This window comes from Azospirillum sp. CT11-132, from assembly GCF_047302835.1.
In the GTDB taxonomy this organism is placed as follows: domain Bacteria; phylum Pseudomonadota; class Alphaproteobacteria; order Azospirillales; family Azospirillaceae; genus Azospirillum.
Map to the genome: position 1 here is coordinate 255,808 of NZ_JBGLZA010000007.1, position 18,198 is coordinate 274,005.

An 18,198-nucleotide genomic window follows, 5' to 3' on the forward strand; every position below is an offset into this window, starting at 1 on the left:
TTTTGATGTCCACGCTGCTCGAGCTGTTCTCCCAAGCCGTCACGCTCCAGCAAGCCGGCCGCCATGGCCAGGCGGCCCGGCTGTACCGACGCCTCCTGGTGCATGCCCCCGACCATCCGGCGATCCTGGCCAATCTGGCCGTCGCCGAGGCCGAGGAACACAATCTTGGCGGTGCCCTGCTCCTGCTGGAGCGTGCCTTGCGGACAGAACCCAGCCTGGAACAGGCCCGCAAGCACCAGAGCAGCCTGCTGTTGCGGGCGAAGACCCTCGCCATCACCCATTACAATGCTCAGCGCATGCCGGAGGCCCTCCAGGCGATCCGCCTGACGATCCGCTTCGGCGACGACATCCCCCAAACTCGCGCGGTCTATGCCCGGCTGTTGAGCGAGGTGGGCGACTTGCGCGGCGCTGCGGCGGAGTATGATGCCCTGTTCGCCGCCTTGAAGTCCCCTGCTTCCGAAGACGGGGCGCCGCAGCTCGATCCAGCGGCCGGCGACACTCTCGGCGCCGTGTGGAACGATGTTCTGCTGCTGGGCTGGAGCAGCCATCTGCTGCTGGGCGACCCCTTGTCCGCCGACCGCTACGCCCGCAAGACTCCCCCCTTCACCCTGTCGGACCGGCCGATCTGGGACGGCATCCCCAAGCCGGGCGCCCGCATCCTCTATGCCCTCGACATGGCCTTCGGCGATGCGTTCCAGTATGTCCGGCAGGTCGCGATCCTGAAGGCGCTGGGTATGACGACAATCGTCGTGTGCAACCGCAAGCTGGTCCGCCTGTTGGCGCGCTGCCCGTTCATCGACCGGCTCGTCGCCTCGGGAGAGGCGATGCCGGAGCATGACGCATGGCTGCTCAGCAGCCGCCACGGCGAGCGGGTGAACGACCATGGCTCTGCCGGGATCGCCTTTCCCTACATCCAGGCCGAGTCCGACCTGACCGCCGTTTGGGCGGCACGGCTGGGGGCATCCCGGCGCCTGAGGATCGCCACCAACCTCAGCGCCTCTTCGCCCCTGCGGGACCTGCCGATTTCCGTCCTTGAGGAGTTGGGCCGTCTCGACGGGGTCGAGATCCTGGACATCACCAAATCAGGAAGCGCTCTGGCCGCTTTGCGCTCCGGTCCCCTTCCCGCCGGCGTCTCCCACATCGGCGATGCGCTCGACACCGGCCCCGATGCCTTCGTCGAGACGGCCGCCGTCCTGGAAGCGGTCGATCTGGTCATCACCACCGACACCTCGATCGCCCATTTGGCCGGCGCGATGGGCCGGCCGGTCTGGGTCTTCTTGCGGCTGATGGCAGACTGCCGCTGGGGGCCGCCCGAGCATCCGGCCTGCCATTACCCCACCATGCGGGTGTTTCGGCAGACCGTTCCCGGCAGCTGGGCCGACGTGCTCTACCGGATGAAGCGCGATCTGGTGCCGATGATCGAGGACAAGGCAGGCGGCGGCTTGCGGCCCCTGCCGGCCTGACCTCCAGCCTGCGGCATCACGGGTGCGCAAGGGGCTCCGTCAGCGCTTGCGCGCCACGAAGATGATCGGCGTTTCCCAGTGCAGGCGCCGCGCCAGCCAGATCGCCGGCTCCAGCAGGCCGGAGCGGTGGACGAAGGTGACGATGCGCTTGGCGACCGACAGCGCCGCCCAATCGCCGAAGCCCAGGGTGCGCAGCCGCTGCTCGAACACGCCCCAGCCCCAGCCCAGCACCTCCAGCCTGCCGGGATGGCGGCCGAGCCAGCGGTCGAACCAGGGGCGGTCGATCAGGTTGAGGGTGTCGACGTAAGCGGGGTCGCGGCCGAACAGCCGGACATAGAGCTTGGCCAGCCCGGCCGGCATCCGCGGCAGCCATAGGATGCCGTAATGCCCCTCCCACCAGGAGCCGTAGTTCGGCACGACGATCAGCAGCAGCCCGCCCGGCTTCAGCACGCGCAGCGCCTCGTCCAGCACCGCCGCCGGGTCGCCGACATGCTCCAGCACATTGGAGGAATAGACGATGTCGAAGCTGGCATCCGCGAAGGGGATCGCCTCGCCGGTGGCATCGCGCACCGCGTCGGCCGGCAGGCCGTAATGGTCGATCAGCCGGCGGCAGACGTCGAGCGTGGAGCTGTATTCGCCCATGCTGGGCTCGATGCCGTGGATGTCGAGCCCGTGCGTCGTGCGCCCGCGCACCACGGTCATGCCGCAGCCGGAGCCGACCTCCAGGATGCGGGCCTTGTCGGCATCGACGCCGGCGGCCGCGGCGGTGCGCCGCAGCTCCGCCACCTGCTCGTCGGCGCGCGCCTCCGACAGCATGTCGCGCACGACGTCGGCAACCGGCACGCGGGTGACGCCACCGATGAAGCCGCTGTCGATGTAGCCGCGGGACAGCAGCCGGCCCAACTCCTCCCAATCGGGAGGAGCCGTCCGGTCCGCCTGCCCCGCCGCCGCCTCAGGCATTCTTCGTCGCCCGGATCACGAAGATCGTGGCGCTCTTCATCCGGCCCAGACGGTCCTGGATGCACTCCGCCTTGAAGCCGTTGCGCTCGAACAGTGCGACGATCTCCTCGATCGAATAGAAGGTCTTGTAGGGCGGATAGTACCAGTCCTCGACCTGGGCCTGGATCGACACGTTGTCGGCGCGGCGGTTGATCTCCTGCCCCTTGAGGACGCAGGCGACCTTGGTCAGGCCGGTGAAGAAGCCGCCGACCAGCTTGCGCCGGGCCGGCGTGTCCATGTAGGCGCGGCAGAAATGGCGCACGCCCTCATGCACCGGCGACAGCCAGGTCTTCAGGTAGAGGCCGAGATAGACGGTGCCGCCCGGCTTGGTGACGGCCATCAGGTTGCGCATCACCTTCATCGGATCGGGCGCCATCATCGCGACACCCCAGCACCAGACCAGATCGAATGGGCCGAGGTTCGTGTCCAGCTCCTGGAGATCCTGGTGGTGGAACTCGATGTTGTCGCGGCCGAAGCGCTGGGCCTGCTGGCGCGCGGTGGCGAGACTGTCCGACGACACGTCGACCGACACCACCTGCTCGGCCATCTCCGACAGGATGACCGAGCAGATGCCGTGGCCGCAGCCGGCATCGAGCGCCCGGCCGATCTGCCGCTCGGTCAGCGTCTCCAGCATGTACTTCTTGGTCTCGTCGTAGATCGGGACGAAACGGGGCCAGAAGTCGTCGTAGAATTTCTTGGTCGCGAGATCCATGGGCTGCCCTCCCGCCCTGTCGAGGGCGTCCTTCGGTCGTGGTGGTGGTCTTTAGGGGATGCCGGACGAACTCGTCCAGGGGGAATAGGGCCTGATCCGCCGCGCCGCCGCATCCGGTTCGACGAACAGGCGGGCGTTGCGGTTCAGCAGCGCCGCCAGCTGGCTGTAGCCGCTCTGGGCGCTGACGCCCAGCACGTCGGCGTTCATCAGGACGTGGAAATCCTGCAGGAACTCCAGCCCCGTCCACGGCTGCACCGATCCGTCCTTCGCCAAATCGTCCAGCGAGACCGGCGCGAACTCCGCGAAGTCGGCGATGGTCGCCGGATCGTCGGTGGCGATGTAGAGCACCGGCCGGTCCAGCGTCGGCCACAGCGCCTTCAGCCAGTCGACGTACCAGGCGGTCTCGGTGATGGTGTAGCGGAACCAGACGAAGTCGCCGCGGCGGATGTGCAGCGCCACCACCGTGTTGCCGCGGCGTTTAAGCGCCTGCATCACCGGATCGACATGGGGCAGCCACTCAGGCCGCGGTCGCAGCCAGGACCGCACCCGCTCGCGCCACTCCTCGCAATGCTCGAACAGGAACAGCGGCGAGAGGATGTCGACGTTCGGACGCGGATCGTCGCGCCGCCCGGTCACCAGATCGTTCAGGATGCGCCGGGCGAAATGCATCGGCTTCAGCCCACCCGAGGGCTTGGGGTCGTCGAGGTCGAAGTAATAGCCGCCGACCCAGTCCGGCGTCTCCAGCCGGTAGCCGAACTTCTCGGCGTAGAGCCGCAGCAGCACATATTCCAAGACGTTGTGGGCGAAGCGCCCGTGGGTGGCCAGCGTGGAGGAGCAGATGCGCGGGGCAGCGGGGTCGGGGTTGGCTGGCCGCTCCAGCCGCTTTCCCTGCCGGGCCAGCGACTGCTGCAGCCCGGCGATCGACTTCACGGTGAAGAAGCGGCTGCCATGGCCGTGGACGCGGGCCAGAACCTCCACCGCGCGGTCGACCTCACCGGCGGCCAGCCAGTTCTCGGCGACGGCAGTCAGGCATTCGACGCGAAAGGCGTTGGAATCGGTGGCATGTGGATAGCGGTAGTCGGCGAAGAAACGCCGGGCCTCCTCATGCCGCCCCTGGCGCGCCAGCAGGGCCGACAGCATGTCGATGGCGCCGGGCACGTCGCTGCCCGGCCGGACCAGGGCCAGCCGCAGCACCTGTTCCGCCTCGCCCTCGCGGCCGAGGCCGGTCAGCACGTCGGCCAGCCGGGTCAGCGCCAGGGCGACGCCGGCGCGCGCAGCACCGGCGTAGCTGTCGACCGCCGCATCGGCCAGCCCGGCGGCATGCTGGGCATTGCCCTGGTTGTAGAGCGCACCGCCATGCCCCGGCTCGATCAGCAACGCGCGGCGGAAACAGGTCAGCGCCTCGTCGACCCGGCCGACCTCGACCAGCAGGTTGCCCAGATTCATATGGGCGCCGGCAAATCCCGGATGCAGAACGAGCGCGTTTCGCTGGCTTGCCTGCGCCTCTCCCATCGCCCCGTCTTGGCGCAGCGCGATTCCGAGGTCGTGGTAGCTTTCGGGACAGTAGGGGTTCAGCCGCAGTGCGCGGCGATAGGCCATGGCGGCCGTCGCCCAGTCGCGCGGCCCGCCACGCCCGCCCAGCAGGGAGGCAAGCGCCAGATGCGCCCCTTCCAGCGCCGGATCGAACTGGATCGCCCGGCGGTACGCCGCGGCAGCGGCATCGACCTGCCCCAGTTCGGACAGCGTTCTACCGAGGTTGCAGGCGGCGTCCGCCATGTCCGGCGCGATGCCGAGAGCCGCGCGGATCAGCTCCAGCGCCTTGTCCCGCCGGCCCTGGCGCCGCTCGATCAGCCCCAGCAGATGCAGGGCATGGGCGTTGCGCGGATCGGCTTCCAGAATGCGCAGATAGACCGCGCGCGCCTCGTCCAGACGGTCGGCGCGATGGAGCTCCACGGCGATTTGCAATGCTTCGGCAACGGTAGCCATGACGATCCGTGCTGTGCGGCCTCCGGCCCCGGCCCCACGGCCGCACCCGACCGGGGCCGCCGGGGATGGCCGGCCCATTCGGCGCGCACCCTATCGTTCCGCGATAGGCGCTTCAACTCCGTTCGTGCCACCCAAAGGCTTCTCCATTGCCCTGCCGGGAAGCCGACACCGCGGCATCATGGCCCCGTGCCTTCTCTGGGACCGGGCGCAACGCCCCTTGCCTTGGCCGGATCCTTTGAGGATAGTGCCCGATCATCAATGCCGTACAGATCAAGGGTCGGTCCTTTGCGCAAAATTGCCCTCATCACCGGCGCCACCGGCCAGGATGGCGCGTATCTTGCCGAGCTTCTGCTGGGGAAGGGCTATATCGTCCATGGCATCAAGCGCCGGTCGTCCTCCTTCAACACGGGCCGGGTGGAGCATCTCTACCGCGACCCGCATGAGGAGGACGTGCGCTTCTTCATGCATTACGGTGACCTGACCGACAGCACCAACCTGATCCGCCTGGTCCAGCAGATCCAGCCGACCGAGATCTACAATCTGGCGGCCCAGAGCCACGTCCATGTGAGCTTCGAGACACCGGAATACACCGCCAACGCCGACGGCATCGGCACGCTGCGCCTGCTGGAGGCGATCCGCATCCTGGGCCTGGAAAAGACCGCGCGCTTCTATCAGGCCTCCACCTCGGAGCTGTACGGCAAGGTGCAGGAGACGCCCCAGCGCGAGACCACGCCGTTCTACCCGCGCAGCCCCTATGCCGCCGCCAAGCTGTACGCCTACTGGATCACGGTGAACTACCGCGAAGCCTACGGCATGCACGCCAGCAACGGCATCCTGTTCAACCATGAAGGCCCGACCCGCGGCGAGACCTTCGTCACCCGCAAGATCACCCGGGCGGTGGCCAGCATCGATGCCGGCACGCAGGACTGCCTGTATCTGGGCAACCTGGACGCCAAACGCGACTGGGGCCATGCGCGCGACTATGTCGAGGGCATGTGGCGCATTCTGCAGCAGGACGAGGCCGACGATTACGTGCTGGCCACCGGCGAGACCCACAGCGTGCGCGAGTTCGTCGAGCTGGCCTTCGGCCATGTCGGCCGCGGCATCGAGTGGCGGGGCGAGGGTGTCGACGAGGAAGGCATCTGCCAGAAGACCGGCAAGGTGGTGGTGCGCATCGACCCGCGCTATTTCCGCCCGACCGAGGTCGACCTGCTGCTGGGCGATCCCTCGAAGGCGCGCGAGAAGCTGGGCTGGACCCACACCACCGCCTTCCGCGATCTGGTCCGCGAGATGGTCGAGTCCGACATGCGGCTGCTGGCCAACGGCGACGATCACCGCTGACACAAGCCACCCGCGACCGCTCAGTGACCGCTCGAGGCGCCGTCCCATGACCATTGGAGGAATGACCCGAAGCGAACCGAAGACCGCCCTGATCTTCGGCGTTTCGGGTCAGGATGGCGCCTATCTCGCCCAGCTTCTGCTGGACAAGGGCTATACGGTCCACGGCACCTCGCGCGACCGGGAAATGGCGGGCTTCGCCAACCTGCGGCGGCTCGGCATCTTCGGCCGGGTGGTCCTGCATTCGGCCGTGCTGACCGACTTCCGCAGCGTGGTCGAGGTGATCGCCCGTGCCCGCCCGGCCGAGATCTACAACCTCGCCAGCCAGGCCTCAGTCGGCCTGTCCTTCGACCAGCCGGTCGAGACGCTGAACAGCACCATCTCCAGCACCATCAACATCCTGGAGGCGATCCGCTTCTTGAGCTTGGACACCCGCTTCTACAGCGCCTGCTCCAGCGAATGCTTCGGCAACACCCAGGCGCCGGCGGACGAGACCACCCCCTTCCACCCCCGCAGCCCCTACGGCGTCGGCAAGGCCGCCGCCTTCTGGGCGGTCGCCAACTACCGCGAGGCCTACGGCCTGTTCGCCTGCTCCGGCATCCTGTTCAACCATGAATCGCCGCTGCGCCCGACCCGCTACGTCACGCAGAAGATCATCCGCGGCGCCGCCGACATCGCCGAGGGCAAGGCCGAGGTGCTGGAACTGGGGACGCTGTCGATCGCCCGCGACTGGGGCTGGGCGCCGGAATATGTCGACGCCATGGCCCGCATGCTGACCCTGGACGAGCCGCAGGATTTCGTGATCGCCACCGGCGAGGCGAGCCGGCTGGAGGATTTCGTCGCCCAGGCCTTCTCCTGTTTCGGGCTGGACTGGCGCCGCCATGTCGTCAGCAATCCGGACCTGCTGCGCCCGTCGGACATCGCGTTCAGCGTCGGCAACTCCGCCAAGGCGGAACGGCTGCTGGGATGGCGCGCCGAGCGGCGGATGGCCGACGTGGTCAGCGGACTGGCCGACGCCGAAATGGCGCGCCGGTCCGCCGATTGAGAGTGCGGAAAGCCCGGCCACCGGCCTCCCCCCTGCGGAACAGCCTTTTCGGAGAACCCCCGTCCCATGTCGGCCAGGAGCAAGCTCGTCATCAACATCGAGGTGGACGACCGCACCGTCCTGTTTCCGGACGGCAAGTTCCTGTCCCACATCGCCCTGCATGAAGGGGAAACCCCGGAAGGCGACGACGCCTTGCGGCTGGACGGCGTCTTCCTGTTCAACGAAAGCCGGCTGGGACCGGAGATCGCCTGCCTGGAGGTGGAGGACGCCCGCGAGTTCGCCCGGTCGATCCTGGACGCCGTGTTCCAGGGCCGTACCCAGCATGTCCTGTCGGAAGCCGCCAAGATCGCGGTGGTCTTCAACCCAAACGGCTTCGTCCTGCGCTTCGGCGAAGGGGCGGCCCTGCGCGAGCTGTTCATCGGCTCTCCCGCCATCGTCCGGCTGGCCCAGGGTGTCCTGCGGATGGCCGACCGCCTGTCGGCGCTGCCCGCGCACTGACCCGCATCCCCGGCCGACCGAACGGCTTGGCCGCGGTCCGGTCAGGCCGCCTTCAGGAGAAAATCCTCGATCGCCCGGATCGAGGCCTCATCGTCGAACAGAACACCGCAGCGCTCGAGGATGCGCTGTCGGACTTGGGCGCGCAGCAACGGATCGGTGCCGAGCCGGACCGCCCGCTCGACATAATCGGCCGGATCGCTCGCCACGCAGTCATCAAGCCCCATCAGCCTGTAGAAGCCCAAGGTGTGGCGCCCGCGCATGAACGCACCAGGCCAGGTCACCACCGGTGTGCCGAAGGCCAAGGCCTCCAGGCTTGTCTTGCCGCCGCTGTAATGGAATGGGTCGAGCATGACATCGGCATCGGCGGTCAAGGCGATGAAATCCGCAGCGCCCAGCCCCGGCAGCAGGCGGATGCGGTCGGCCACGTCGGGCCCCTTGGCGGCCAGCCGCTGCAGCAATGGAGCGCCCTGGCCGCGCGGATCGACGAAGACGAGGAGGCCGTCACGGTCCCGCCGCAAGATGGCGATCAAGGCCTCATCATAGTCGGGATGAATCTTGAACAGGCTCTGCGGACAGAGATAGAGCCGGCTCGCGGCAGGCAGGCCGAAGTCGATGCGGGTCTTGCGCGGCTCGGCCAGTTGCGGGCGCCGGTAGCAGACGGTCGGGCCGGGCAGGCGGACAAGGCGTTCGCTGTAATGGGCCTCGCCATCCTCCGGCTCCATCGCGTCGCAGCTCAAAAAGCAGTCCAAGGTGGCAATGCCCGTGGTGTCCGGGTGCCCCCAGGTCAGGCATTGCAGCGGCGCCAGCCGGGAAAAGGCGAGGAAGTAGGTGAAGGGCGACATGCCGATGTCGGTGTAGTAGAGGACATCCAGCCGCGTCTCGGCGATGATCCGCCTTGCGGCATCGAGATCGCCCGGAATGTCGACGGCCCGGTCGGCCACCATGCGCAGATGGCGTCGCAGGTTGTCGTCCGGCCCCGGCGTGAGGAACAGCACCACCTCGAAGCGCTCGCGCGACAGCCGCTCGATCAGCCCCTCGTTCAGCATGCCGATGGTGTGATTGTGGAAATAATCGGAGACGAAGCCGACGCGCAGCCGCCGTCCGGCCTTGTTCTCCGCCCTGGTGGGCTCCCGGCAATGCGCAGCGGTGTAGAGCAGGGAGGGGCAAGCCTCCCGATACAAGGCGGCCAGCTCGCTGTTCAAGACGCGATCATCGAGTCCATGATAGGACAGGAAGAAAGAGGTGACGCCGATCTCGCGCATGGGGTCGGCGATGCGCAGCCCGTGCTCGCGCGCCTGCCGCAGCACCTCGGCGCAATGGGAGCGGCTTTCCTCGATCTCAGCCACTGAGCGGGGAATGACCGGCAAGCTCAGCGCCTCGCGCACCAAAAGCCCGTCTCCTCCCCCCAGCCGCCAAGCCCGGCGGTAGGCCCGCCGCGCCTCATCCAGCCGGCCGTCGCGCTGGGCCACGATGGCAACCTTGCGGTAGGCCTCCGCCATTCCGGGGTCCAGCGCCAGCCGGTGCTTGAAGGGAGCAAGCGCTTCCCGATTATGGCCCTGGTCGCCCAGACAGCTTCCCAGCCCGTCGAGCAGCCGGGCATCGGCCGGCCGCAGCCGCAAGGCGCGATGGAACGCTGCCGCCGCGTCGGCCCTGCGGCCGAGTGATTGGAGCAGGCTGGCCCGGTTCACCGCACAGACAGGCTGGCCCGGTTCAAGAAGCATGGCCGTGCCGATGTGGGCCAGCCCCTCCTCACCCTGGCCGGACGCGCACAAGGCGACGCCGAGCATGTGCCGGGCGACGGCATGATCGGGCACCAGCCGCAGAACCGCCCGCGCGAGCGCCGCCGCCTCGGCGAAGTGTCCGGCGGTATGACGCTGCTGGGCGTGGGTGAGAACATCTTGGATCGAGGCCATCGGGAGCCAGAGCAGTGGAGACGAAACCGGCCCGCCGTCACCTGTGCGAGCCCATGGCCGACCCTAGCCGGCTTCCTCCCGGCTTTCCACTCCGGCCGAGTGATTGGTTCAAGCAGAAACGCTTGAAGCGTGAATCACACGGAAAGCCAAAAGCTTAGAGCCTATCTGATGCTTCAATAAGCACCAGATAGGCTCTAGCTCCAATACCGGCAAAAGAAAAGGGGCGCCCGGATGGGCGCCCCTCTCCTTTAGAAAGCTCTCCTGCCTCAGCCGAGGTTGAAGTTGGAGAGGGTGAGGGCGGTCGTCCCGTTGTAGACACCGAGCAGACGCACCTCCGGCGCGGTCACCTGACCATCGCCGTTGATGTCGGTGACCTGGTACAGGCCGCTGTTCGTGCCGTTGTTGGCCAGAACCAGCGTGCTCGCCCCAGCCGACGAGTTCGTCAGCGTGCCGAGAGCCGTCCGGAAGTTCGCCAGATCGGTATCGGTCAGGCTGCCGCTCACGACGGAGGTCAGGCTCACCAGCTCGTTGCTCATGCTGACGCCGTTGGTCGCAGCCGACGCCGTGGCCAGAGCCGCGTCGCCGTTCTTGTCCGCCGCCGTCCGGGCTTCGCCCGTGAGCTGCACCTGGTCACGCGACGCCTCGAAGTTCGTCACCGACAGGTAGCCAGTGTTCGAACCGGCCGTGAAGCCGGCGAAGGACGAGTAGACCACCGTGTCGGTGCCCGCACCCGAGGCCAGCGTCAGGCTGTCGCCCGCACCGCCCTGGAAGCGGATCGACCCGCTGGTGACCGTCACGACGTCGGTGTTCGCACCGCCGGTCAGCGTCTCGATGCCCTGGACGCTGATCGTGTTCACGGTGTCGCCCAGCGTGATCACGTCGTTGCCCGCACCGCCGATCAGCGATTCGATGCCGCGCAGCAGCACGGTCGAACCGTTGTCGCCGAGGGTGATCCGATCCGTGCCGGCGCCGCCGACCAGGATTTCGACACCCGAGCTCACCGTCATCGTCACACCGGTGTCACCCAGGATGACGAGGTCGGAACCATTGCCGCCGCTCAGCGTGTCGATGCCGCGGGTGATGACGGTGTTGCCGCCATTGCCGAGGGTCGCCACGTCGGTGCCCGTGCCGCCGACCAGATACTCCACCGACGAAACCAGCATCGTCGTGCCGGCCGCAGCCGTGAAGACGATGTCGGTGCCAGCACCACCGGCCAGCGTCTCGACGCCACCGACGGTGAGGGTGTTCGGGGTGTCGCCCAGGGTGATGACGTCGAGCCCGGCGCCGCCGGTCAGCGTCTCGATGCCGCGAGTGATCAGGGTCGAGCCGGAGGTGCTGGTGGTCACCACATCCGTGCCGGCGCCGCCGACCAGGATTTCGATGCCCGAACCCAGCTCCATCGTCACACCGGTGTCACCCAGGATGACGAGGTCCGAACCAGCGCCGCCGCTCAGCGTGTCGATGCCGCGGGTGATCAGGGTGTTGCCACCCGAACCCAGGGTGATGACATCCGTGCCGGCGCCGCCGACCAGGAACTCCACCGCCGAAACCAGCATCGTCGTACCGGTCGAAGCCGTGAAGACGATGTCGGTGCCAGCACCACCGGCCAGCGTCTCGACGCCACCGACGGTGAGGGTGTTCGGGGTGTCGCCCAGGGTGATGACGTCGAGCCCGGCGCCGCCGGTCAGCGTCTCGATGCCGCGGGTGATCAGGGTCGAGCCGGAGGTGCTGGTGGTCACCACATCCGTGCCGGCGCCGCCGACCAGGATTTCGATGCCCGAACCCAGCTCCATCGTCACACCGGTGTCACCCAGGATGACGAGGTCCGAACCAGCGCCGCCGCTCAGCGTGTCGATGCCGCGGGTGATCAGGGTGTTGCCACCCGAACCCAGGGTGATGACATCGGTGCCCGTGCCGCCGACCAGGATGTCCACGCCGGAAACCAGCATGGTCGAGCCGGTGGTGGCGGTGAACAGGATGTCGGTGCCCGTGCCGCCGATCACCGTTTCGATACCGCTCGCCAGCAGCGTGCCGCCGGAGGTGCCGAAGGTGACGGTGTCGACAACCGAGGAGCCGACCAGCGTTTCGACCAGCGACACCACCAGGGTGTTGCCCGCCGTGCCGCCCAGCGTGATGACATCGCTCGCAGCGCCGCCGACCAGCGTCTCGATGCCGCTCACCAGCAGCGAGTTGGCAGTGTTGCCGAGCATGACGACATCGTTGCCCGCCAGACCGATCAGCGTCTCGATGCCGCGCAGCAGCACCGTGTTGCCAGCCGTGCCCAGCGTGATGACGTCGGTGCCCGTGCCGCCGATCAGGATGTCGATGGCCGAAGCCAGCAGCGTCGTGCCGGCCGAGCCGAGGAACACCAGATCGGAGCCCACACCGCCGGTCAGCGTCTCGAGCAGGTTGACCGACAGCGTGTTGCCGGCCGTGCCCAGCGTGACGACGTCGGTGGTCGCCGAACCGGTCAGCGTCTCCAGAGCAGAGACCACCAGGGTGCCGCCGACCGTGTTCAGCGTCACGATGTCGGTGCCCGCACCGCCCGCCAGAGCCTCGATCGCCGAAACCAGCAGGGTGTTGCCGGTATCGCCGAGCGTGATGGTGTCGGAGCCGGCATTGCCGGTCAGGGTCTCGATGCCACGCATCAGGATGGTGTTGCCACCAGTGCCCAGCGTGACAACGTCGTTGGCCGTGCCGCCGACCAGGATCTCAATCCCGGAGACCAGCAGCGAGTTGCCGGCGGAGCCGAGGAAGATCACGTCGGTGCCGGTGCCGCCGGTGATCGTCTCGACCAGGTTGGCGAGCATGGTGCTGCCAGCCGTGCCGGTGAAGATCGCGTCGGTGCCGGTGGAGCCGGTGATCGTCTCCAGAGCCGAAACCAGCAGGGTGCCGCCGGTCGTGCCCAGGGTGACGACGTCGGTGCCCGCACCGCCGGTGACCGTCTCGAGCAGGTTGGCGAGCAGGGTGTTGCCCGTCGAACCCAGCGTGACGATGTCCGCACCCGCCGCAGCGCCGGTGATCGTTTCGACCGCCGAAACCAGCAGGGTGTTGGCCGCACCGCCCAGCACGATCACGTCGGAGCCCGAACCGCCAACCAGGGTCTCCAGCAGAGACACCTGCATGGTGGTGCCGGTGTCGCCGAGCGTGACCACGTCGGTGCCGGCGTTGCCGGTCAGCGTCTCCAGGCCGCGCACGATAACGGTGTTGCCCGCCGTGCCCAGCGTGATGACGTCGGAGCCCGCACCGCCGATCACGAACTCCAGACCCGACACCAGGAGCGTGTTGCCCGCCGTGCCGCCCAGGAAGACCAGATCGGTGCCGGCGCCGCCGGTGACCGTTTCAAGCGCAGAGGCCAGGATGGTGTTGCCGGTGGTGCCGAGCGCGACGACATCCGAGCCGGCCGAGCCGGTCAGCGTCTCGATCGCCGACACCAGCAGGTTTGCACCGCTGGTCAGGATGATAGCGTCGTTGCCCGAACCGCCGGTCAGGGTCTCCAGGCTGGAAACCATGAGCGTGTTGCCGGTGTCGCCGAGCGTGACGACGTCGGTGCCGGCGTTGCCGGTCAGCGTCTCCAGGCCGCGCACGATGATGGTGTTACCCGCCGTGCCCAGCGTGACGACGTCGGTGCCCGCACCGCCGATCAGGAACTCAAGGCCGGAGGCCAGCAGCGTGTTGCCCGCCGAACCCAGGAACACCAGGTCGGAGCCAGAGTTGCCGGTGATGGTCTCCAGGTTGGAGGCCAGCAGGGTCGAGCCGACCGTGCCCAGCGTGATCACCTCGGAGGCCGCCGAACCGGTCAGCGTCTCCAGCAGCGACACCAGCAGGCTCGAGCCGACCGTGCCGCCCAGCGTGACGACATCGGTGGCCGAACCGCCGGTGATCGTCTCCAGGACCGAAGCCAGGATGGTGTTGCCGGACGAACCCAGCGTGATGACGTCGGAGCCGGCCGAACCGTTCAGGGTCTCCAGCGCCGAAACCAGCAGGGTCGAGCCGGCCGTACCCAGGGTGATGACGTCATTGGCGGTGCCGCCGATGATCGTCTCGAACAGCGACACCGTGGCGGTGTTGCTGGTGTTGCCCAGGGTCAGGACATCGGTGCCGGCGTTGCCGGTCAACGTCTCGATGCCGCGCAGCAGCAGCGTGTTGCCGGCCGAGCCGAAGGTGACGGCGTCGTTGGCGGTGCTGCCGATCAGGATGTCGATGCCCGACACCAGGAGCGTGTTGCCAGCCGTGCCGCCCAGCGTGACCAGTTCCGAACCGGTGCCGCCGATCAGGGTCTCCAGACCCGAGGCCAGCAGGGTGGCGCCCGCCGAACCGATGGTGATCACGTCGGAGTTGGTCGAGCCGGTCAGGGTCTCGAGCGCCGACACCAGGAGCGTGTTGCCAGCCGTGCCGCCCAGCGTGACGACGTCGGTGGCCGCGCCGCCGGCCAGGGTCTCCACCTCGGAAACCAGCAGGGTGTTGCCGGTGTCGCCGAGTGTGATGACGTCGGTCCCGGCGTTGCCGGTCAGCGTCTCCAGACCGCGCACGATGACGGTGTTGCCCGCCGTGCCCAGCGTGACGACGTCGGTGCCCGCACCGCCGATCAGGAACTCAAGGCCGGAAGCCAGCAGCGTGCTGCCGCCAGAGGCCAGGAACACCAGGTCAGTGCCCGAACCGCCGGTCAGCGTCTCCAGGTTGCCGGTGAGGATGGTGTTGCCGGAGGTGCTCAGCGTGACGATGTCGGTGCCGCTGTTGCCGCTCAGCGTCTCGATCAGCGACACCAGCAGGGTCGTGCCGAGCGTGCCCAGCGTGACGACATCGGAGCCGGCCCCACCCGTCAGCGTCTCGACGCCGGCCACCAGAGCGGTGTTGCCGAGGACGGAGCCGAAGGTGACGACGTCGGCCCCGGCCGAGCCGGTCAGCGTCTCGATACCGGTCACGAACAGCGTGCTGGCGGCGTTGAGGGTGAGGACGTCGGTGGCCGTGCCGCCGATGACGGTCTCAAGCGCCGAGACCAGCAGGCTGTTGCCGGTGTTGCCCAGCGTCACGATGTCGGTGCCGGCGTTGCCGGTCAGCGTCTCGATGCCGCGCAGCAGAACCGTGTTGCCCGCCGTGCCGAAGGTGATGACGTCGGAACCCGCGCCGCCGATCAGGACGTCGATGCCCGACACCAGGAGCGTGCTGCCCGCCGTACCGCCCAGCGTGACCAGTTCCGAACCGGTGCCGCCAGTCAGGGTCTCCAGACCCGAGGTCAGCAGGGTGGCGCCCGCCGAACCGATGGTGATCACGTCGGACCCGGCCGAACCGGTCAGCGTTTCGATCGCCGACACCAGCAGGGTGGTGCCGCTGGTCAGCGTGATGACGTCAGTGGCCGAACCGCCGGTCAGGGTCTCCAGAGCGGAAACCATGAGCGTGTTGCCGGTGTCGCCGAGCGTGACGACGTCGGTGCCGGCGTTGCCGGTCAGCATCTCCAGGCCACGGACAGTGAGGGTGTTGCCCGCCGTGCCCAGCGTGACGACGTCGGTGCCCGCACCGCCGATCAGGAACTCAAGGCCGGAGGCCAGCAGCGTGCTGCCGCCAGAGGCCAGGAACACCAGGTCGGAGCCAGAATTGCCGGCAATGGTCTCCAGGTTGGAGGCCAGCAGGGTGTTGCCGACCGTGCCCAGCGCAACGACATCGGTGCCGGCCGTACCGGACAGCGTCTCGATGCCGGACACCAGCAGGGTCGAGCCCGCCGTACCGCCCAGCGTGACCACGTCGGTGCCAGCACCGCCGGTCAGGGTCTCGAGCTGCGAGGCCAGGACGGTGTTGCCGCCGCTGCCCAGGGTGACGATGTCGGAGGCAGCCGAACCGGTCAGCGTCTCGATCGCCGACACCAGCAGGGTGGCGCCGCTGGTCAGAGTGATGACGTCGGAGCCGGCGCCGCCGATCAGGGTCTCCAGGTTGGAAACCATGAGCGTGTTGCTGGTGTCGCCGAGCGTGACCGCGTCGGTGCCGCTGTTGCCGGTCAGCGTCTCCAGGCCACGGACGGTGATGGTGTTGCCCGCCGTGCTGCCCAGCGTGACGGCGTCGGAGCCGCTCGAACCGACCAGGATTTCGACCAGCGAGACCTGCAGGCTGTTGCCGACGGTGCCGGCCAGCGTGACGAGATCGGAGCTGCTCGAGCCGGCCAGGGTCTCCAGAAGAGAGGCCAGGATGGTGTTGCCGCCGCTGCCCAGCGTGACGACGTCGGACCCGGCTGAACCGACCAGGGTCTCGACCGCCGAGATCACCAGGCTGTTGCCGGCGGTGCCGCCCAGCGTGACGACGTCGGTGGCCGTGCCGCCGATCAGCGTCTCAACCGCCGAGACCAGCAGGCTGTTGCCGGTGTTGCCGAGCGTGACGGCATCCGAGCCGACCGAGCCGGTCAGGACTTCCAGGTCGCGCACGGTGATGGTGTTGCCGACGGTGCCGCCGAGCACGACGGTGTCCGAGTTGCTCGAGCCGACCAGGATCTCGACCAGCGAGACCTGCAGGCTGTTGCCGGCGGTGCCGCCCAGCGTGACGACATCCGAGCCGGTCGAGCCGGTCAGGGTCTCCAGGCCGGACACCAGGATGGTGCCGCTGCCGGCGCCCAGCGTGACGACGTCGGAGCCGGTCAGGCCGATGAGCGTCTCGATGTTGTTGACCAGCATGTTGCTGGTGCCGGCCGTGCCCAGCGTCACCACGTCGTTGGCGGTGGTGCCGGTCAGGGTCTCCAGGCCGGACACCAGGACGGTGCCGCTGCCGGCGCCCAGCGTGACGACGTCGGAGCCGCCCTGGCCGAGAATGGTCTCAATGCTGTTGAGCAGCAGGGTGCTGCCCGAGGTGCCGACGACGATGGTGTCGCTGGCAGACGACCCGGTCAGGGTCTCGACGAAGGCGACGGTCAGGGTGCCGCCCGCGGTGCCCAGCGTCACGATGTCGGTGCCCGCGGCGCCGCCCAGGGTCTCGATGCCGCTGACCAGAACGGTGCTGCCGGCCGTGCCGAGCAGGATCACATCGCTGCCGACCCCGCCGAGGACCGTCTCGATCCCGACCATGACGATGGTGCTGCCGGCGGTGCCCAGCGTGACGACGTCCTTGGCCGTCGTGCCGATCACGGTCTCGATGTCACCGACGAAAACCGTGTTGCCGGCCGTGCCGCCCAGCGTGACGACGTCGGAGCCGGAATTGCCGAGGATGGTCTCGATGGCCGTGACCCGCAGCGAACTGCCGGCCGTGGTGCCCACCGTGATGACGTCGCTGGTGGCGCTGCCGACGAGGGTCTCGAGCGCGCTGACCAGGAGGGTGCCGCCGGCGGTGCCCAGCGTGACGACGTCGGACCCGGCATCGCCGGTGATCGTCTCGAGCGCGCTGACCAGGAGCGTGCTGCCGGCGGTGCCCAGCGTGACGACGTCGGAGCCGGCATTGCCGGTGATCGTCTCAAGCGCGCTGACCAGGAGGGTGTTGCCGGTCGTGCCGCCGCTCAGCGTGATGACGTCGGTGCCCACGCCGCCGGTGATCGTCTCAAGCAGGCTCACCAGCATCGTGGAACCGGACGTGCCGACCGAGATCACGTCGCTCGCAGCCGAACCGGTGATCGTCTCCAGGACGTCGACCAGCATCGTCGCGCCCGTCGTGCCAATGGAGACCACATCGGAGCTGCTGCTGCCCACCAGGGTCTCAAGCAACGAAACCTGCAGGGTAGACCCTGCGGCCAGGGTGATGATGTCGCTGAACGTCGTGCCAATCACCGTTTCCAGAAGCGAGATCGTCACCGTGTTGCCCGCGGTCGAGCCGAGGGTAATGACGTCCGATTCAGTGCTTCCGATGATCGTCGTGTACTGCCCCAACGATAGGGTCGTTCCCGCAGTAATGCTTGTAGCTATATTATAGGTTCCAGCCATACTAGTCCCCTTCAGGTTTGGTTCGCCGGCGGATGAACCACTTCAAGGCGTGCGCTACACCATGGCTAAGGGCAGGCAGACTCAGCCCGAGCGTGAGCTAACACACCGTGCTCTTGTTATCCGAAGGAGCCGACCCATGGCAACGCGTTTCTACCGAAATGAGTAGGCCCTCACCCTTGTCGTCCCATCACTCCGCTCGAAGGAGGTGGGCATGCCAACCGCCTCGCCTCCAAAGCCTTGTAAAATCATGCAGAATGGCCCCATGGCAAATTCGCCACAGACGGACGGGAAGCGGTGGCATACCGCCAAGCTGCCGTTGGCTCGCAAGACCGCGACGACGTCTTTTCTCGAA

The 18,198-nt window shown here is 67.9% G+C and carries 9 protein-coding genes; 4 read left to right on the forward strand and 5 right to left on the reverse strand.

Going from position 1 to position 18,198, the window contains the following annotated elements; all coding sequences use genetic code 11:
• The first annotated feature begins 5 nt into the window (after positions 1–5).
• The gene (locus ACCD06_RS28425) at positions 6–1,463 is read left to right on the forward strand and encodes a glycosyltransferase family 9 protein (RefSeq protein ID WP_413345242.1); all 1,458 of its coding nucleotides are present in this window, start codon (positions 6–8) and stop codon (positions 1,461–1,463) included.
• A 39-nt stretch (positions 1,464–1,502) separates the two neighbouring features.
• On the opposite strand, the gene ACCD06_RS28430 is transcribed toward ACCD06_RS28425, so the two are convergent.
• Genes ACCD06_RS28430 through ACCD06_RS28440 form a run of 3 tightly spaced genes read right to left on the reverse strand, consistent with a single transcriptional unit; the run spans position 1,503 to position 5,160 of the window.
• Positions 1,503–2,423: a class I SAM-dependent methyltransferase gene (locus ACCD06_RS28430; RefSeq protein ID WP_413345244.1), complete on the reverse strand. Its 921-nt coding sequence runs from the start codon at positions 2,421–2,423 to the stop codon at positions 1,503–1,505.
• Positions 2,416–3,174, reverse strand: coding sequence for a class I SAM-dependent methyltransferase (locus ACCD06_RS28435; RefSeq protein WP_413345246.1), 759 nt, complete (start codon positions 3,172–3,174; stop codon positions 2,416–2,418). The genes ACCD06_RS28430 and ACCD06_RS28435 overlap by 8 nt, the downstream gene beginning before the upstream one ends.
• A gap of 51 nt (positions 3,175–3,225) precedes the next feature.
• Positions 3,226–5,160, reverse strand: a complete 1,935-nt coding sequence (locus ACCD06_RS28440; protein WP_413345248.1) for a tetratricopeptide repeat protein — start codon at positions 5,158–5,160, stop codon at positions 3,226–3,228.
• A 258-nt stretch (positions 5,161–5,418) separates the two neighbouring features.
• Here ACCD06_RS28440 and gmd point away from each other — a divergent pair, with 258 nt between their 5' ends.
• The 3 genes from gmd (at position 5,419) to ACCD06_RS28455 (ending at position 8,041) form a co-directional block, all read left to right on the forward strand.
• Positions 5,419–6,501, forward strand: a complete 1,083-nt coding sequence (gmd, locus tag ACCD06_RS28445) for a GDP-mannose 4,6-dehydratase (RefSeq protein ID WP_413345250.1) — start codon at positions 5,419–5,421, stop codon at positions 6,499–6,501.
• A 61-nt stretch (positions 6,502–6,562) separates the two neighbouring features.
• A complete protein-coding gene (locus ACCD06_RS28450) occupies positions 6,563–7,543 on the forward strand; it encodes a GDP-mannose 4,6-dehydratase (protein ID WP_413345252.1) in 981 nt (326 codons plus the stop codon).
• Positions 7,544–7,609: 66 nt separating this feature from the next.
• Positions 7,610–8,041, forward strand: a complete 432-nt coding sequence (locus ACCD06_RS28455) for a hypothetical protein (RefSeq protein ID WP_413345254.1) — start codon at positions 7,610–7,612, stop codon at positions 8,039–8,041.
• Positions 8,042–8,082: 41 nt separating this feature from the next.
• On the opposite strand, the gene ACCD06_RS28460 is transcribed toward ACCD06_RS28455, so the two are convergent.
• Positions 8,083–9,954, reverse strand: coding sequence for a hypothetical protein (locus ACCD06_RS28460; RefSeq protein WP_413345256.1), 1,872 nt, complete (start codon positions 9,952–9,954; stop codon positions 8,083–8,085).
• A gap of 266 nt (positions 9,955–10,220) precedes the next feature.
• On the reverse strand, positions 10,221–17,717 hold the full coding sequence (locus ACCD06_RS28465) for a calcium-binding protein (protein WP_413345258.1): 7,497 nt from the start codon (positions 17,715–17,717) through the stop codon (positions 10,221–10,223).
• Positions 17,718–18,198: the final 481 nt, after the last annotated feature.